Source organism: Defluviimonas salinarum (assembly GCF_026013545.1).
In the GTDB taxonomy this organism is placed as follows: domain Bacteria; phylum Pseudomonadota; class Alphaproteobacteria; order Rhodobacterales; family Rhodobacteraceae; genus Albidovulum; species Albidovulum salinarum.
In genome coordinates, this window is the sequence record NZ_JAPDOG010000006.1 from 75,032 (window position 1) to 91,541 (window position 16,510).

The 16,510-nt window shown below is 69.8% G+C and carries 16 protein-coding genes; 14 read left to right on the forward strand and 2 right to left on the reverse strand.

Going from position 1 to position 16,510, the window contains the following annotated elements; translation table 11 throughout:
• The first annotated feature begins 22 nt into the window (after positions 1–22).
• The 10 genes from OM960_RS08570 to OM960_RS08615 all read left to right on the forward strand — a co-directional run bounded on the left by OM960_RS08570 (position 23) and on the right by OM960_RS08615 (position 8,286).
• A complete protein-coding gene (locus OM960_RS08570; RefSeq protein ID WP_264771678.1) occupies positions 23–967 on the forward strand; it encodes an ABC transporter permease in 945 nt (314 codons plus the stop codon).
• Positions 964–1,776, forward strand: coding sequence for an ABC transporter permease (locus tag OM960_RS08575; RefSeq protein ID WP_263333996.1), 813 nt, complete (start codon positions 964–966; stop codon positions 1,774–1,776). Before OM960_RS08570 ends, OM960_RS08575 begins: the two co-directional genes overlap by 4 nt.
• Positions 1,773–3,371 (forward strand): ABC transporter ATP-binding protein, encoded by a 1,599-nt coding sequence (locus OM960_RS08580; RefSeq protein ID WP_264771679.1) that lies wholly within the window; start codon positions 1,773–1,775, stop codon positions 3,369–3,371. Before OM960_RS08575 ends, OM960_RS08580 begins: the two co-directional genes overlap by 4 nt.
• Positions 3,361–4,809 carry an aldehyde dehydrogenase family protein gene (locus OM960_RS08585; RefSeq protein ID WP_264771680.1) on the forward strand — a complete coding sequence of 483 codons (1,449 nt, stop codon included), beginning with the start codon at positions 3,361–3,363 and terminating at the stop codon, positions 4,807–4,809. The genes OM960_RS08580 and OM960_RS08585 overlap by 11 nt, the downstream gene beginning before the upstream one ends.
• An 82-nt stretch (positions 4,810–4,891) precedes the next feature.
• Positions 4,892–5,251, forward strand: a complete 360-nt coding sequence (locus tag OM960_RS08590; protein ID WP_263334001.1) for a GerW family sporulation protein — start codon at positions 4,892–4,894, stop codon at positions 5,249–5,251.
• 6 nt (positions 5,252–5,257) lie between these two features.
• Positions 5,258–5,833, forward strand: coding sequence for a hypothetical protein (locus OM960_RS08595; protein ID WP_264771681.1), 576 nt, complete (start codon positions 5,258–5,260; stop codon positions 5,831–5,833).
• Positions 5,830–6,093 carry a hypothetical protein gene (locus OM960_RS08600; RefSeq protein WP_264771682.1) on the forward strand — a complete coding sequence of 88 codons (264 nt, stop codon included), beginning with the start codon at positions 5,830–5,832 and terminating at the stop codon, positions 6,091–6,093. Before OM960_RS08595 ends, OM960_RS08600 begins: the two co-directional genes overlap by 4 nt.
• A gap of 43 nt (positions 6,094–6,136) precedes the next feature.
• The gene (locus OM960_RS08605; protein ID WP_264771683.1) at positions 6,137–6,877 is read left to right on the forward strand and encodes a glucose 1-dehydrogenase; all 741 of its coding nucleotides are present in this window, start codon (positions 6,137–6,139) and stop codon (positions 6,875–6,877) included.
• A 66-nt stretch (positions 6,878–6,943) separates the two neighbouring features.
• Entirely contained in the window at positions 6,944–7,294 is a 351-nt protein-coding gene (locus OM960_RS08610) for a cupin domain-containing protein (RefSeq protein WP_263334006.1), read from the forward strand.
• Entirely contained in the window at positions 7,294–8,286 is a 993-nt protein-coding gene (locus OM960_RS08615) for a P1 family peptidase (RefSeq protein WP_264771684.1), read from the forward strand. The genes OM960_RS08610 and OM960_RS08615 overlap by 1 nt, the downstream gene beginning before the upstream one ends.
• Here the strand turns inward: OM960_RS08615 and OM960_RS08620 are convergent.
• On the reverse strand, positions 8,283–9,065 hold the full coding sequence (locus OM960_RS08620; protein ID WP_264771685.1) for an alpha/beta hydrolase: 783 nt from the start codon (positions 9,063–9,065) through the stop codon (positions 8,283–8,285). The genes OM960_RS08615 and OM960_RS08620 overlap by 4 nt on opposite strands.
• 84 nt (positions 9,066–9,149) lie before the next feature.
• Between OM960_RS08620 and OM960_RS08625 the strand changes: the two genes are divergently transcribed.
• From OM960_RS08625 to OM960_RS08635, 3 genes are all read left to right on the forward strand, one after another.
• Positions 9,150–10,628 (forward strand): NAD-dependent succinate-semialdehyde dehydrogenase, encoded by a 1,479-nt coding sequence (locus OM960_RS08625; protein ID WP_264771686.1) that lies wholly within the window; start codon positions 9,150–9,152, stop codon positions 10,626–10,628.
• 141 nt (positions 10,629–10,769) lie between these two features.
• Positions 10,770–12,776, forward strand: a complete 2,007-nt coding sequence (locus OM960_RS08630) for a BTAD domain-containing putative transcriptional regulator (RefSeq protein ID WP_264771687.1) — start codon at positions 10,770–10,772, stop codon at positions 12,774–12,776.
• 262 nt (positions 12,777–13,038) lie between these two features.
• Entirely contained in the window at positions 13,039–15,003 is a 1,965-nt protein-coding gene (locus OM960_RS08635) for a BTAD domain-containing putative transcriptional regulator (protein WP_264771688.1), read from the forward strand.
• 12 nt (positions 15,004–15,015) lie between these two features.
• Here the strand turns inward: OM960_RS08635 and OM960_RS25525 are convergent, their stop codons facing one another.
• Positions 15,016–15,828, reverse strand: coding sequence for a LytTR family DNA-binding domain-containing protein (locus tag OM960_RS25525; RefSeq protein ID WP_264771689.1), 813 nt, complete (start codon positions 15,826–15,828; stop codon positions 15,016–15,018).
• A gap of 136 nt (positions 15,829–15,964) precedes the next feature.
• Here OM960_RS25525 and OM960_RS08645 point away from each other — a divergent pair, with 136 nt between their 5' ends.
• The gene (locus OM960_RS08645; protein ID WP_264771690.1) at positions 15,965–16,498 is read left to right on the forward strand and encodes a DUF2141 domain-containing protein; all 534 of its coding nucleotides are present in this window, start codon (positions 15,965–15,967) and stop codon (positions 16,496–16,498) included.
• Positions 16,499–16,510: the final 12 nt, after the last annotated feature.

A 16,510-nucleotide genomic window follows, 5' to 3' on the forward strand; every position in this document is an offset into this window, starting at 1 on the left:
CGGCGACGGAAAGGGGCGGGACATGCTGCGCTATCTCCTCGGACGCCTGATCTCGCTCGGCCTGAGCCTTCTGGTCGCGAGCCTCGTCATCTTCACCGTGATCGAGGTCGTGCCCGGCGATCCCGCCGCCTACATGCTCGGCCTCAACGCGAGCGAGGATACGGTGGCCGCGCTCCGCGAGAGGCTCGGGCTGAACGCCGCGCCACCTATCCGCTATCTTGGCTGGATCACCGGCATGGCGCGGGGCGATTTCGGCCTTTCCTACACCTACAAGGTGCCGGTGGCCGATCTCGTCGCCCAGCGCCTCGCGGTCTCGCTGCCGCTCGCGGCCTATGCGCTCGCGCTCGCCACGCTGATCGCCTTCCCGGCCGGGCTTCTCGCCGCCGCACGGCGCGGGCGGGCGGCGGATGCCGCCGTGATGGGGGCGACGCAGATCGGCATCGCGCTGCCAAACTTCTGGTTCGCGATGCTTCTCGTCCTCGTCTTCGCGCTCCATTGGCAGATCTTCCCGGCCGGCGGCTTTCCGGGCTGGCAGAGCGTCGGCGCGGGCCTCAGGGCGCTGACGCTGCCCGCGATCGCGCTCGCCCTGCCGCAGGCCGCGATCCTCGCCCGCGTGCTTCGCTCGGCGCTGATCGAGACGCTCGACCAGGACTACATCCGCACCGCCCGCGCCAAGGGGCTCACGCGCGGCCAGACGATCCTGCACCATGCCCTTCGCAACGCGATGATCCCGGTCCTGACAATCCTCGGCATGCAGTTCTCGTTCCTGATCGCCGGGGCAATCATCATCGAAAATGTCTTCTACCTGCCCGGTCTCGGGCGGCTGATCTTCCAAGCGATCACGCAACGCGACCTGATCGTCGTCGAAAGCGTGGTGATGATCCTCGTCTTCGCGGTGATCCTCGTGACCTTCCTCGTCGACCTCGCCTATGCCGCGATCGATCCGCGCCTGAGGAAACGGGCATGAGGCTGCCGCTCCTCCTCGGCCTGGCCCTGTCGCTGGCCGCACTTCTCGCGGCCGTCGTCTCGCTGGTCTGGACGCCCTACGACATCACCGCCATGGCCATCGCCGAGCGGCTTCAACCGCCCTCCCCCGCCCACTGGCTCGGTACCGACCATTTCGGCCGCGACATCGGCGCGATGCTGATGGCGGGGGCGCAGACCTCGATCGCCGTGGCTCTCGTCGCAGTCGGTATCGGCATGGGCGCGGGCGTGCCGCTCGGACTTATCGCCGCCGCCAACCGGGGCAGCCTGATCGACGAGGCGGTGATGCGCCTCAACGACCTCGTCTTCGCCTTTCCCTCGCTCGTGATCGCGATCCTGATCACCGCGGTCTTCGGCCCCTCGGCCCTGAACGCGATCCTCGCCATCGGCATCTTCAACGTGCCCGTCTTCGCCCGCGTCACGCGCGGGGCGGCGCTGTCCCTCTGGACGCTCGACTTCATCCGCGCCGCCGAGGTCGCGGGGAAAGGCCCCGCGCGGATCTCGGTCGAGCACATCCTGCCCAATCTCGCGAACCTCCTGATCGTGCAGGGCACGATTCAGTTCTCGCTCGGCATCCTCGCCGAGGCGGGGCTTTCCTATGTCGGCCTCGGTGCGCAGCCGCCGACCGCCTCGTGGGGCCGGATGCTCGCCGAGGCTCAGACCATGGTGACGCTCGCGCCCCATGTCGCGATCTTCCCCGGCCTCGCCATCGTCCTCACCGTCCTTGGTCTCAACCTCCTCGGCGACGGCCTGCGCGATCATCTCGACCCAAGGCTGAGGCGGATCCGATGACGTTGCTCTCGGTCCGGGGCCTGTCCCTGTCCATCGACGCGACGCCGATCCTCGCCGAGGTCTCCTTCGACATCGCGCCGGGCGAGACCTTCGGCCTCGTCGGCGAATCTGGCTCCGGCAAGTCGATGACCGCGCTTGGCGTGATGGGCCTCCTGCCGAGCGGCACGGTTGCCGCGGGAGAGGTGCGCTTCGCCGGTGAAAACCTGCTCTCCCTGCCCGAACGACGGCTCACCGCGCTTCGGGGCAACGAGATCGGCATGATTTTCCAGGAACCGATGACGGCGCTCAACCCGATGAAGACGATCGGCGACCAGGTGGCCGAGACGCTCCTGATCCACCGCGCGGCCCGCCGCGCCGAGGCCCGCGCCGCCGCCCGCGACCGGCTCGCCCGCGTCGGCCTGCCCGAGGAGCGGTTCCCGCTCTCGCTCTACCCGCACGAACTGTCGGGCGGCCAGCGCCAGCGCGTCGCCATCGCCATGGCCATCGCGCTCCGGCCGAAGCTCCTAATCGCCGACGAGCCGACGACTGCGCTCGACGTCACCACCCAGGCGCAGATCCTCGACCTCCTGAAGCGGCTGACGGCTGAGGAAGGCATGGCGCTCATGCTCATCACCCACGACCTCGCAGTCGTGGCGGGCATGGCAACCCATGTCGCTGTGATGCAACAAGGCCGCATCGTGGAAGACGGCGCGACCGGGACGGTGTTCCGCACCCGCGCGCACGACTATACGCGCAAGCTCTTCGCGGCTTCCGGGCACCGGCCCGCGCGCACGGCCCGGACCCGGCCCGAGACGCTCCTCGAGGTCGAGGAAGCCGTGCGCGAATATGCTCTCCCCCGCCCCACTGCCTTCGCCCCGCATCCGCGCCTGCGCGCGGTGGACGGCGTGAGCCTCACGATCCGCAGGGGCGAAAGCCTTGGACTCGTCGGCGAATCCGGCTGCGGCAAGTCCACGCTGACCCGCGCGATCCTCGGGCTCGACCCGATCCAGTCGGGCCGGGTGCGACTCGGCGGGGCCGAGGTGACGGCGGGACGGACGATGCCGCGCGCGCTCCGCGCCCGGATGCAGGTGGTGTTCCAGGACCCGTACGGCAGCTTCAATCCCCGCCACCGCGTCGGCCGCCTCGTCGCCGAACCCTTCCACCTGACCGGCACCCCGACGGACGCAAGCGATCGCGTCGCGGCGGCACTTGAGGAGGTCGGGCTCGAGGCCGGCGACATGACGAAATACATCCACGAGTTTTCCGGCGGCCAGCGCCAACGCGTCGCCATTGCCCGCGCGCTGATCATCCGCCCCGACCTTATCGTGCTCGACGAGGCAGTCTCGGCGCTCGATGTCCGGGTCCGCGCCCAGGTGCTCGACCTCCTCGCGCGCTTGCAGGACAGCCACGGGCTCGCCTACCTTTTCGTCAGCCACGACCTCTCGGTCGTGCGCGCCGTCACCGACCGGGTCCTCGTCATGCGGTCCGGCCGGATCGTCGAGGAGGGCGAGACCGAGACCGTCTTCACCCGCCCGTCCCACCCCTATACGCGGCAACTCGTCGCGGCGACACCGGTGATCCCGGCCAATTGGAAGGAGGAGGCCCATGACGATTGACCGGCTCTGGTTCGACCCGACCGAATGGCTCGCCGGTGGGGCCTGGCGCCCAGCGTCGGAGACGCTGCCGATCGAGGACCCCTCGACGGGGTCCGAGATCGGGGCCCTGGCGAAGGGCGGGGCGGCGGAGATCGACGAAGCAGTCGCCGCTGCCGAGGCTGCAAGGACCGGCGACTGGGGCCGGATGACGGCGGCCGCGCGCGGCCGCGTCCTCATGAAGATCGGCCGCATCGTCGAGACGCGCGCCGAGGACCTCGCGATCCTCGAATCCACCGATGTCGGTAAGCCGCTGAAGCAGGCCCGCGCCGATGTGGCAGCCCTCGCGCGCTACATGGAGTTCTACGGCGGCGCGGCCGACAAGGTGATGGGCGACACGATCCCCTATCTCGACGGCTACACCGTCTACACCCTCCGCGAGCCACATGGCGCCACAGGCCATATCGTGCCCTGGAACTACCCGATGCAGATCATCGGCCGCTCGGTCGGCGCGGCCCTCGCGATGGGCAATGCCTGCGTCCTGAAACCCGCCGAGGAGGCCTCGCTCACCGCCCTTGCCTTCGCCCGCATCGCCACCGAGGCCGGCCTGCCCGCCGGTGCGCTGAACGTCGTTCCCGGCCTCGGCGAGGAGGCGGGTGCCGCGCTGTCCGCCCATCCCGGCGTCCGGCATCTGAGCTTCACCGGCTCCGTCCCGGTCGGGCGCCTCGTCCAGACGGCGGCAGCCGGGAATGTCGTCCCCGTGACTCTGGAGCTCGGCGGCAAGTCGCCCCAGATCGTCTTCGCCGACGCCGATCTCGACGCCGCCCTGCCCTTCCTCGTCAATGCCGGCATCCAGAATGCCGGCCAGACCTGTTCTGCCTCCTCGCGAATCCTCGTCGAGCGGCCGCGCTATGCGGAGGTCGTCCAGCGCATGGCCGAGCGCTACCGCGCGCTTCGCGTCGGGCGCGCGCTCGACGATCTCGAGCTCGGCCCGCTGATCTCCGCGCGCCAGAAGAAGATCGTCGAAAGCTATCTCGCCGCTTCCGACGACCTCACCGTCGCGGCGCGCGGCGAGATCGCGGCGAGCGCGCCGCGAGGCGGCCATTATGTCGCGCCGATGCTTCTTGCCGATGTCCGCCCCGACCATATCCTCGCCCGCGACGAGATCTTCGGGCCGGCGCAGGTCGTGATCCCGTTCGACGGCGAGGACGAGGCCGTCGCCATCGCCAACGGCACCGATTACGGACTCGTCGCCTCGGTCTGGAGCGACAACGGCGCCCGCCAGATGCGGATGGCGAAGCGGGTCCGCGCGGGCCAGGTCTTCATCAACAACTACGGCGCGGGCGGCGGGGTCGAACTGCCGTTCGGCGGCGTCGGCCGCTCCGGCCACGGCCGCGAGAAGGGATTCGAGGCGCTCTACGGCTTCTCGGTCCTGAAAACCGTCGCTGCGCGCCACGGCTGACGGCGTCATTGACCACGATCAGACTTCGGCACGTTTCCTTGCCTATCCTGCGGGCGGCTCGGGCTTTCAGGAGGATACAGCAATGGAAGATGTCGAACGCCTGCTCAAGGGAACCGTGGAAGAATTGGAAAGGCTTCTCAGCGCCAAGAACGTACTCGGCGACCCGATCGAGAAGGACGGCGCGACGATCATCCCGATCGTCAGCTACGGCTTCGCCTTCGGTGCAGGAGGCGGCGCGGATATGAAGAAGGGCCAGGGCGGTGGTACCGGCGGCGGTGGCGGAATCAAGCCCCTGGGCGCGATCATCATCGACAAGGAGGGCGCGCGGGTCGAAGGCGTCCACGGCGCAATGTCGACAATCGCCCAGATGCTCGGCGAGGCCGCGTCGAAAGCCATCGAAAAGGCCGCGGGCGCGGCCGGGGCGGCGAAAGCCGGGGGCTGAGGGGCGATGACTGCCCTTCTCTGGGGCTTGCTACTGCTTTCGGGTCTCGCCCTTCTCGCGGTGATCGCCCTGCCCGTCCATCTCAGGCTCCGGGCCGAGGCGGGCGCAGCGCTGCGGTTCAGGGCCGAAGCACGGCTCGTCGCCGGGCTGACGCCGGCCCTGCCGGTCTTCGACAGCACCGGAGGGCGCAAGCCCCGACCCGCACCCGGCCGCCCCTCGGCGGCAGCGCCGGGACGCAAGAGGCGCCGGAAGCCCGACGCCGGCGGGCGTGGCCGCGCGCTGCGGATGGTCCGCGCCGCGCCCCGTCTGCTCGGCGGGGTGCTGCGGCGGGTCCATCTCGACCGGGTCGCGGTCACGGGCGTGTTCGGCCTCACAGATCCGGCCGAGACCGGGCAGCTTTATGGCTGGCTGGCGCTGCTTATCCATGCCCCGCGGCCGCCCCGGGTCGCGCTCGACCTGCGTCCCGACTTCACCGGGCCAAGCCTCGCCGGGCAGGCGGAGGTGGCATTGTACCTGACCCCGATCGCCCTTCTCGGGCCGGTGCTTCGCTTCGGCTGGGACGTATTCGTGGTGCGGCGATGACACTCCGCCTCGATCCGCCACGCCGCCTTGGCGGCATCGTCGTTGCCGCGCTCTGCGAGACGGGCGCACACGGATGGCGCCTGCCCGGCGCTCTGGGTGCCGCGGGTGACAAACGGCCGGTCGCGATCGTGATCGGCACGTGGGACGAAATCGTGGCGGTCGATCCCCAGGGCCAGCCGCTCGCCCTAGCCGATCTCGAGGCGGCCTTTCCTGCTCTGCGCGACCGCCTTGAGGCGGCGATGCCTCAAGATGGCGGTTGAGTTCACGCACGCAATCGGCAGGCTGGATGGCGGGAGGGCGGCTATGCGACTCGAAGGCAAGACGGCGATCGTGACCGGCGCGGGATCGGGCTTCGGAGCGGGAATCGCGCGAAAGTTCGCGGCCGAGGGCGCGCGAGTGATGGTGGCCGACATCAACTCGACGGCCGCCGAGGCTATCGCGGCCGAGATCGGCGGCATCGCCCGGCGCGTCGACGTCGCCTCGGCCGAGAGCGTGGCGGAGATGGCCGCGACCGCGGCGCAAGCCTTCGGCGCGGTCGACATCCTCGTCAACAACGCCGGGGTGACGCATCTGCCGAGTCCGCTCGAAGAAGTGAGCGAAGCCGATTTCGACCGGGTCTTCGCGGTGAACTGCAAGGCGGTCTACCTGACCGCCCGCGCGCTGGTCCCGGCGATGAAGGCACACGGTGCGGGCGCAATCCTCAACGTCGCCTCGACCGCCGGGCTTTCGCCCCGGCCGCGGCTCAACTGGTACAACGCCTCGAAGGGCTGGATGATCACCGCGACGAAGACGATGGCGGTCGAGCTGGCACCGACCGGCGTACGGGTCAACGCGATCTGCCCGGTCGCCGGCGAGACGCCGCTTCTGAAGAGCATTCTTGGCGAGGACACGCCGGAGATGCGGGCGAAGTTCCTTTCCACGATCCCGATCGGGCGGTTCTCGACACCCGAGGACATGGGCAATGCGGCGTGCTTTCTCTGTTCGGACGAGGCGGCGATGATCACCGGTGTGGCGCTCGAGGTGGATGGCGGGCGCTGCATCTGAGCGCGGAGCCGGGGGCGCTGCCCCCGGACCCCCGGGATATTTCGGAAAAGAAGAAGGGATGGGGGCATGAAGGTTGTCAATCTCGCGGAGAAGCTCGCGCAGTTCGATGCGCATTGGCAGCCGAAGGTCGTGGCGGACTACAATGGCAACGACATCATGGTGGTGAAGTTCCAGGGCGAGTTTCCGTTCCATGAACATCCCGACACCGACGACCTGTTCCTGGTTCTCGCGGGCGAGGTGCTCCTCGATGTCGAGGAGGAGACCCATCGGCTGGGTCCGGGTGAGCTGTTCGTCGTGCCGAAGGGAGTGCGCCACCGGCCACGGGCGGAGCGCGAGGCGCAGGTGCTGCTGATCGAGCCGCGGAACACGCCCAATACCGGCGATCCGGCGACGGCGGCGGTCAAGGAGCGGATCTGATGCGGCCGGGTGCGCGCAACCTGATCACCGATGTCGCGGGGCTTTTGGTCGGCAATTCCGAGGACCACGGGCTTCGCTCGGGCGCGACCGTGCTTTTGGGCGCGCGGCCCTTCGTCGCGGCGGTGCATGTGATGGGGGGTGCCCCCGGCACGCGCGAGACCGACCTGCTTGCGCCCGACCGGCTGGTGAGCGAGGTCGACGCGCTGGTCCTGTCCGGCGGCTCGGCCTTCGGACTCGATGCCTGTTCGGGCGTCGCGGACGGGCTCCGTATGGCAGGTCGTGGCTTTGCCGTGGGCGAGGCGCGGGTGCCGATCGTGCCGGGGGCGATCCTCTTCGACCTTCTGAATGGCGGCGACAAGGACTGGGCCGAGGATCCCTACCGGCGGCTCGGCCGAGCGGCGCTGGACGCCGCACGGGCGGAGTTCGCGCTCGGCACTGCTGGCGCTGGGACCGGGGCCACCGTGCACGGGCTGAAGGGCGGGCTCGGCTCGGCCTCGGCGGTGCTCGACAATGGCGTCACGGTGGGCGCGCTGGTCGCGGTCAACGCGCTCGGCGCGGTGACGGTGGGGGGCGGGCCGCAGTTCTGGGCGGCGCCCTGGGAGATGGGCGCGGAATATGGCGGGCTCGGTCTGCCCGGCGTGTTCGCGCCCGGCGCCGAGCCGGTGCCCGCGAAGCGCCCCGGTGAGGCCACCACGATCGCCATCGTCGCCACCGATGCCGTGCTCGACCGGGCCCAGGCGCATCGGGTGGCGGTGGCGGCGCATGACGGCATGGCGCGGGCGATCGTGCCCGCGCATACGCTCCTTGACGGCGATCTGGTCTTCGCGGCGGCAACCGGGGCGCGGCCGCTCGCCGATCCGGTCGCCGACCTCTTCGCGCTTGGCCATGCCGCCGCATGCTGCCTCGCCCGCGCCATCGCCCGGGGTGTCCATGCGGCGGAAGCGCGTCCGGGCGACCTCCTGCCGAGCTGGCGGCAGAAGTTCGCCCCCTAACCGAGAAGCGCCGCCATCAGCGGGCTGTCGGGGGGCTCGAGCCCCTCGATGACGTCGAAATGGTGGCGCTTCGGCTCGATCGTCACCGGGCAGGCCCAGGCATTGCCGAGCCTGCGCGCCTGGTCGAGGAAGGCCGGGCGCTCGTCGCCACCGACCCAGACATGAACGCTGGTCCCGGGGCGGCGCGGGTGAAGCGCCGGGCTCTCGTCCCGGGCTTCGGCTGGATCGAGCCGCAGATCGGCGTTCATCGCGGTCTCGATCAACGGCCGCAGATCGGCGAGCGGCGAGATCGGCACGATCCGGGTGAGTCGCTCGACCACCGGCAGCGCGGCATCGGCGGAAGCCATGCGCGCCACGAGATGCCCGCCCGCCGAGTGGCCGGTGAGGACCACGGGGCCCGCCACCGCACCAGCCATCATTGGCAGCGCGGCCGCGATCTCGGCGGTCATTTCCGAAATCCGTGCCTTGGGCGCGAGCGTGTAGGCGGGCATCGCGCAGGCCCAGCCGCGCGCCAGCGCGCCGGAGGCGAGATGCGAGAAGTCGCGCGGCCCGAAGGCCAGCCAATAGCCGCCATGAACGAAAACCATCAGCCCCAGAGGCTCCGCATCAGGCAAGAAAAGATCGAACCAGCCGGCTTCGGCGGGGCCGTAGCGCAGCCCGAGCCGCGCTCGCTGCCCGAGTGCCGCGCGGAACGTCGCCGCGCCTTTTGCCCAGCGCGGCGGGTAATCGGCGCCGCCGGGGATAAACTTTGCATTCGCGTAAGCGTCGTCATATCTCATGTGCAACCACCGCTACCCGGCAGGACGCTGGACTTTCGTGCCGGTCTCGTGCATTTGATCAAATTGCCAATACAGGGGGATTCCATGCTCGATTCCGTCACCGACCTCCGGTCGCTCTTGAAAGACCCGTCGCTTCTGGCCACGCAGGCCTATGTCGCCGGAGAATGGATCGACGCCGACGACGGCGCAACGTTCGAAATCACCAACCCGGCACGCGGCGACGTGATCTGCACCGTGCCCGATCTTTCCCGCAAGGAGACCGCCCGGGCGATCGCCGCCGCCGATGCGGCGCGCAAGGCCTGGGCCGCCCGCACCGGCAAGGAGCGCGCCGGCGTTCTGCGCAAGTGGCACGACCTGATGGTCGCCAATGCCGACGATCTCGGCGCGATCCTGACCGCCGAGATGGGCAAGCCGCTGGCCGAGGCCAAGGGCGAGATCCTCTATGGCGCTTCCTTCGTCGAGTGGTTCGCCGAGGAAGCCAAGCGGGTCTATGGCGAGACGATCCCCGGCCACCAGCCCGACAAGCGCATTACGGTGATCAAGCAGCCGATCGGGGTCGCGGCCTCGATCACGCCGTGGAACTTCCCGAACGCGATGATCGCCCGGAAAGTGGCCCCGGCGCTCGCGGTGGGCTGCGGCTTCGTCGCGCGGCCGGCGGCCGAGACGCCCTTGTCGGCGCTCGCCATGGCGGTGCTCGCGGAACGCGCCGGGGTTCCGGCGGGGCTTTTCTCGGTCATCACCTCGAAGCGGTCGTCGGACATCGGCAAGGAGTTCTGCGAGAACCCGATCGTGCGCAAGCTCACCTTCACCGGCTCGACCGAGGTCGGCCGGATCCTCCTGCGCCAGGCCGCCGACCAGGTGATGAAGTGCTCGATGGAGCTTGGCGGCAACGCGCCCTTCATCGTGTTCGACGACGCCGATCTCGACAAGGCGGTCGAGGGCGCGATGATCTCGAAGTTCCGCAACAACGGCCAGACCTGCGTCTGCGCCAACCGCATCTATGTGCAGGCCGGCGTCTATGACGCCTTCGCCGAAAAGCTCGCGGCGGCGGTAAAGAAGCTCAACGTCGGCGACGGGTTGAAGGACGGCGTCACCACCGGCCCCCTGATCAACGAGGCGGCGGTCGAGAAGGTCGAGGAGCATATCGCCGACGCGCTCGCCGGTGGCGGGCAGGTCGTGACTGGCGGCCAGCGCCACGCGCTCGGCGGCACGTTCTTCGAGCCGACGGTCGTCACCGGCATCACTCCGGACATGAAGGTCTCGACCGAGGAGACCTTCGGCCCGCTCGCGCCCCTGTTCCGGTTCGAGACCGAGGAAGAAGTGATCGCGCATGCCAACAACACGATCTTCGGGCTTGCGAGCTACTTCTACGCCCGCGACATCGGCCGCATCACGCGGGTCCAGGAGGCGCTGGAATATGGCATGGTGGGCGTGAACACCGGCCTCATCTCCACCGAGGTGGCACCGTTCGGCGGCGTCAAGCAATCCGGCCTCGGCCGCGAGGGTAGCCATCACGGCGTCGAGGACTACCTCGAGATGAAATACATCTGCCTCTCCGTCTGAGGCGACAGCAACGACCGGGACCGGCCGCGGGATGCAGATCCTGCGGCCGGTTTCGTTTTGTGTGAGCGGCGGCTCATCTGCTGTTATCGTGTCCTCAGAGGCCTGTTGGTCGGCCTCGCGGACGATATCGGAGATGTACCCTTGGCCGAGGCACGTCTGACACTACTGGGCGGTTTCAGCCTTCGGGACGCACGGGGCACGACCTGCGAGATCCCCGGCGCAAAGCCCGTCGGACTGCTCGCCGTGCTGGCGCTCGCGCCGGACGGGCGGCTCGGCCATGACCAGATCGCCGCGCTCCTGTGGAGCGACCGCGCCGCGCCGCAGGCGCGCGACAGCCTCAAGCACGCGCTTGCCGACCTCCGCCGCCGCCTCGCCGCCGCCGGGCTGGACGCGCTGGAGGTCGACCGCCAGTCGGTGCGGCTCGATCTGAATCGGATCGCCGTCGATGCGGGCGAGTTCAAGGCCCTCGCCGGCGCCGCGGACCCGCAGGCGAAATCACGGGCGCTGGAACTCTACGGCGGTGAGCTTCTCCACGGCGTCAGCGTGCGCGACCCGGCCTTCGACGACTGGCTCAGGCAGGAGCGGGCCACCTACGCTACGCTCGCGGAGTCGACGGCGGCCTTGCTTCTCGCCGATGCGGAGGCCGGAGCGGATGACGCGGCGGTCCGCGAGGCCGCCACGCGGCTCCTCGGTCTCGATCCGCTGCGCGAGGACGCGGTGCGCGCGCTCATGCGCCTGCACGCCGAGGCTGGCGAGCGGGCAGCCGCGCTCCGGTGCCTCGAGGAATTGCGCGAACGGCTCGCAGCCGACCTGCAGATCGAGCCCTCCTCCGAGACCGAAGCCCTTGGCACCGCGATCCGCGAGAGTCGGATCGCCGCCAGCGTCGCCCCGGCCGGCCTGCCGCTGCCCGACCGCCCGTCCATCGCGGTGCTTCCCTTTCACACCCTCCAAAACGACCAGGACCAAGCCTACTTCGCTGACGGCGTCGTGGAGGACCTCATCAACGCGCTCTCGCGGTACCGCTGGTTCTTCGTGATCAACCGCAACTCGAGCTTCGCCTTCCGCAACAGCGAAATGCCGATCGCAGAGATCGGCCAGAAACTCGGTGTTCGCTACGTCGCCACCGGCAGCCTGCGGCGCGCCGGGAGCCGCATCCGGCTCTCGGCCGCGCTGATCGAGGCGGACACCGGAATCCAGCTCTGGGGCGACCACTACGACCGCGACCTGACCGACATCTTCGTCATTCAGGACGAGTTGACGCGCCGGATCGTCGGCGCCATCGAGCCGGAGCTTCTGGTTGGCGAATCCCGCCGTGCGCTCGACCGCTCCGCCGGGCAGCTGGCCGCCTATGACTGCCACATGAAGGGCATGTGGTTTCACAACCGGCAGCAGGATGCAGAGGATTTCGCGCAGGCGCTCCACTGGCAGCGCCGCGCTATCGAGCTCGACCCCGGCCTCGCGCGCGCCTACATGGTCCTCGCGCGGGCGCTCTATGCCCGGAGCCTCTTCGGCTTCAGCGACGACATCGCCCGCGACCGCGCCGAGCTGATGGCGGCGGCGGAGAAGGCCGTTTCGCTGGAAGAGGGGGATGGCTATTCGCACTACGCGATGAGCCTCGCCTGCCTGATGGATGAACGCCCGGTCGAGGCGCTGGCCGCGGCGGAACGCGCGGCCGACCTCAATCCGAACCTGGCTCTGGCTCAGAACGCGCTTGGCTGGACACGCATCGCCAACGGCCGCTTCGCCGAGGCGCTCGATCCGCTCGAGACCGCGCTCCGCCTCAGCCCGCGCGATCCCCTGACCTATCTGTTCCTGAGCCGCATCGGCCTCGCGCATTACCACCTTCGCGACTACGGCAGGGCGCTGGAGTTTTCCCGGAAGGCCTTCGCGCTCCGGCGCCAGCCGTTCATCGCGCTGGTCATCCTCGCAAGCCTCGGACAGCTCGGCAGCCCGGAGGTCGAACCGGTGCGGCAACAGCTTGCCGCGCTCGCGCCGGCCGGCGACAGGGATTACTGGCGGTTGCTGTTCGTCTATTCCGATCCGGCCGACGAGGACCACTTGCGCGACGGGCTGCGGAAGGCCGGTCTCGACGCGTTCCCGGAACCGAGCCAGTCCCGGAACGCTCCGAGCGCGCAGATCAGGCGATAGACCGACCGTTGCGCCCCGGGCATCCGTTCGGCCCCGTGGCTCTTCGCACCGTTCGCGACGATTTCCCACGGCAGGACCGGAATTTGCGTCATCTGATCGGTTTCGCGGGGGGATGTGTTTTTGCTGAGCATCGCGTCGTCTCCTGTTATCGTGAGGGCCTGTGCCATCTGTGAAACCCAGCATGCGCCCGGATGCGGGAGCCGGACGGGAACGCGGCGGGAAACGATCGGGAATTCGGCACTGTAGAAGGGGAAATCGCACCGTGGCCGAGGCAACCCTTTCGATTCTTGGAGGTTTCGCCCTCACCGACACGACCGGCGGCGACTGCGCCCCGGCCGGTGCCAAGCCGCGCGCCCTGCTCGCGGCGCTCGCGCTGGCCCCCGATGGCCGCCTCGGCCACGACCAGATCGCGGCACTCCTGTGGAGCGACCGCGCCGCGCCGCAGGCACGCGACAGCCTGAAACACGCTCTGGCAGGGCTGCGCCGGGTGCTTGATCCGCTCGCGCCGGGGCTTCTCGACAGCGACCGTCACTCGGTAAGGCTTGATCTCACGCGGCTGGCGGTCGACGCCGTCGCATTCCAACGCCTCGCCACCGCGGAGGACGAAACCGTCGGGGCCGAGGGTCTCGCCCTCTATCGCGGCGACCTTCTCGACGGGATCGCGGTGCGCGATCCGGCTTTCGACGACTGGCTGCGGCAGGGACGGCTTGAATTCCGGGCCATGGCCGAGACGCTGGCCGCCCGTCTCATGACCTCGGCCGAAGCTCGGGGCGACGCGGAGGCCACCCGGTCCGCCGCGATGCGGCTGCTCGCGCTCGATCCCCTGCGCGAGGACGCTGCGCGCGCCCTGATGCGGCTCCACGCCGCGCAGGGCGAACGCGCGGCGGCGCTGCGGCTCTGCGCCGAGCTGCGCGACCGGCTGGCCGAGGAGGTGCAGACCGAGCCGGACGGCGACACCGTGGCGCTTGAGGCCGAGATCCGCACCGGTGCCGGCCGGGCACCGGGTGCCGCGGCGCCCTACCCGCCGCTGCCCGACCGCCCGTCGATCGCGGTGCTGCCGTTCGCCAATCTCTCGGGCGATCCCGATCAGGATTACTTCGCCGACGGGATCGTCGAGGAGATCATCACGGCGCTGTCGCGCATCCGCTGGCTGTTCGTGATCGCCCGCAGTTCCAGCTTCACCTATCGCGGCCGCGCCATCGACGTGAAGCAGATCGCCCGCGAGCAGGGGGTGCGCTACGTCCTAGAAGGCAGCCTGCGCCGGGCGGCCGATCAGGTGCGGATCACCGCCCGGCTCGTCGACGCCGGGACCGGCCTGCAGCTCTGGGCCGACGGCTTCGACGGGGTCATGAGCGACATATTCGACCTGCAGGGCCGGATCACCGCCCGCGTCGTCGGCGAGATCGCGCCCCGGATCGAGGAGGCCGAGATCGACCGGGCGACACAGAAGCCGACCGCCCGGCTCGATGCCTACGACTATTACCTGCGCGGGCTCTCCTCGGTGCACCTGTGGACGCGGGACGGCAACGCGACGGCCATCGCGATGTTCGGCGAGGCGGTTAAGCGCGACCCGGATTTCGCCGCCGCCTACGGAATGGCGGTGCGCTGCCATTCGCAGCGCAAGGCCTGCGGCTGGGTCACCGATCCCGCCGCTGAGAAGCGCGCGGTCCGCGACCTTGCGGCGCGGGCGATCGCGACGGGCGGCGGGGATGCCGTCGCGCTCGCGACGGCGGGGCTCGGCCTTGCATTCGTTTGCGGCGACATCGGTGGCGGCGGGTCGCTGATCGCGCGCGGGCTGGAGCTCAATCCCAATCTCGCGATGGCCTGGGGGTTCAGCGGCTGGATCAATGCCTGGGCGGGCCGGCCGGAGGAGGCAATCGCGGACCTTTCCCGCGCGATCCGCCTCAGCCCGCACGACCCCCATGCCGCGACGACCCACGGGGCGATGGCCTGCACCCATTTCTTCGCCGGGCGGGACGAGGAGGCCGTGCATTGGGCGGAAAGCTCGATCCGGCTGCGGCCGAGCTACCAGGTCGCGCATTGCATCCTCGCCGCGGCGCTCGCCCGGTCCGGCCGGGTCAAGGACGCGCGGCAGGTCGTCGAACGGCTCCGCCTGAGCGATCCGGGTCTGCGCATCACGACCCTGCTCGAAGCCTATCCGTTCCAGCGCCCGCGCGACGCGGCGCGGCTCAGGGACGGGCTGGCCGTCGCCGGTCTGCCCGAATGATACGCTGAGCGGTCAGAACCAGCCCGCCGCACGGAGTGTCTTCTCGAACGACCGCCCGACCGGGATCACGGTCCCATCGGTCGCGACGAGCGAGCGCTTGCGGTTTTCCAGGAGCGTGTCTGCGACAGCGGCGCGCGACACCCACCAGGACCGGTGGACCTGCAAGCCTTCGCACCCGGCGAGGTCCTCGACCGCGTCGCTCATGCGGTGCAGCACGAGGCCGTCGCCCGCGTCCGTGTGCACCCGGAGGTAGTGATCCTCCATCTGCAGGTACCGGATCACACCCGTCAGCCCGTCGGGCCGCCGCCTCAGCATGCCGACGGTCGGCAGCGTCGGCATCGTGGGGCTGGGGTCTGGCGCCGCGCTCGGCTGCGCGGTGCCGAGGACGGGCCAGCGCTCGATCAGAACGTACTGGATCACCGAGAAGACGGTGTTGATGACCACCACGTTGAGATAGGTGACCCAGGGCGCCGGCAATCCGGCTTCGGGCGCGACGATCGTTTCCATCAGCCAGCGAACCTGGAACGTCAGCGGCACCGCCCCGAGAAAGGCCGAGGCCAGAAGCAGCGCCCAGCCCGGCCAGTTTCCGGCCCCGAAGGACGCGCGCACCCCCCGCGCGATCAGGATCATCTGCAGCCAGCCGAGTGTGACCGAGGCGGTCCAGAACAGCGTCAGCCCGCGCAGGTCTTCCCCCGCGCGCACCGCGTCCCCGGCCTGCCAAACCATGAAGGCCGCCGTCGAGAGAATCGCGATCAGGTAGCGCAGGGAGACGCTGGCGAGGATCCGTTGCGCTCCGGATCGGGGAGAGGGGTCGGTACGGTTCACGCTTCGCGAAGCGTACCACCGGCGGGATTGGCGAAACAACCGTGCCGGATCACGAAAGCCGGCAGGAACGGACCGGGCGAGGACGCCAGAGCTGCCGACATCGCAACCGGCATCCACACGGACGAAAGGACATCATGTGAAACAGAAGCTTGCGCTCTGCCCCCTGATCGCAGCACTCGGCACCGGCGCTGCCGCGGCCGCCGAAATCGACGTCACCATCACCGGATTCGGCGACGACACCGGCCTCGCGCGGATCGTCGTGATGGAAGGCGAGGCCGGTTATCTCGGCGAGATCCCGGTCGCGCGGATCGCCTCGGTCCCGATCCGCGCCGGTCGCGCCGAGTGGCAGGCGGACGACCTGCCGCCCGGCCGTTACGCGATCATCGCCCATCACGACCGCGACGGGGACGACGCGCTCAACCGCCCGTTCCTCGGCCTGCCGCAGGAGCCCTACGGCTATTCGAACGGCGCCTGGACGAGCTTCGGCCTGCCCGACTGGGAGGAGGTCGCCGTCGATCTCGGCGAAGCGCCGGTGCGGCAGGCGATCCGTCTGCGCATGAATGCTTTCGCGGCCGTCTCGCAGATGGCGCTTGTCGGGCTTCCCGCGCTTGTCGCGCTGTTCGGCGCGCTCGCTTTGCTGCGGCGGCTGCGCCGCACGGCAACGATCTGACCATTCCGGAAC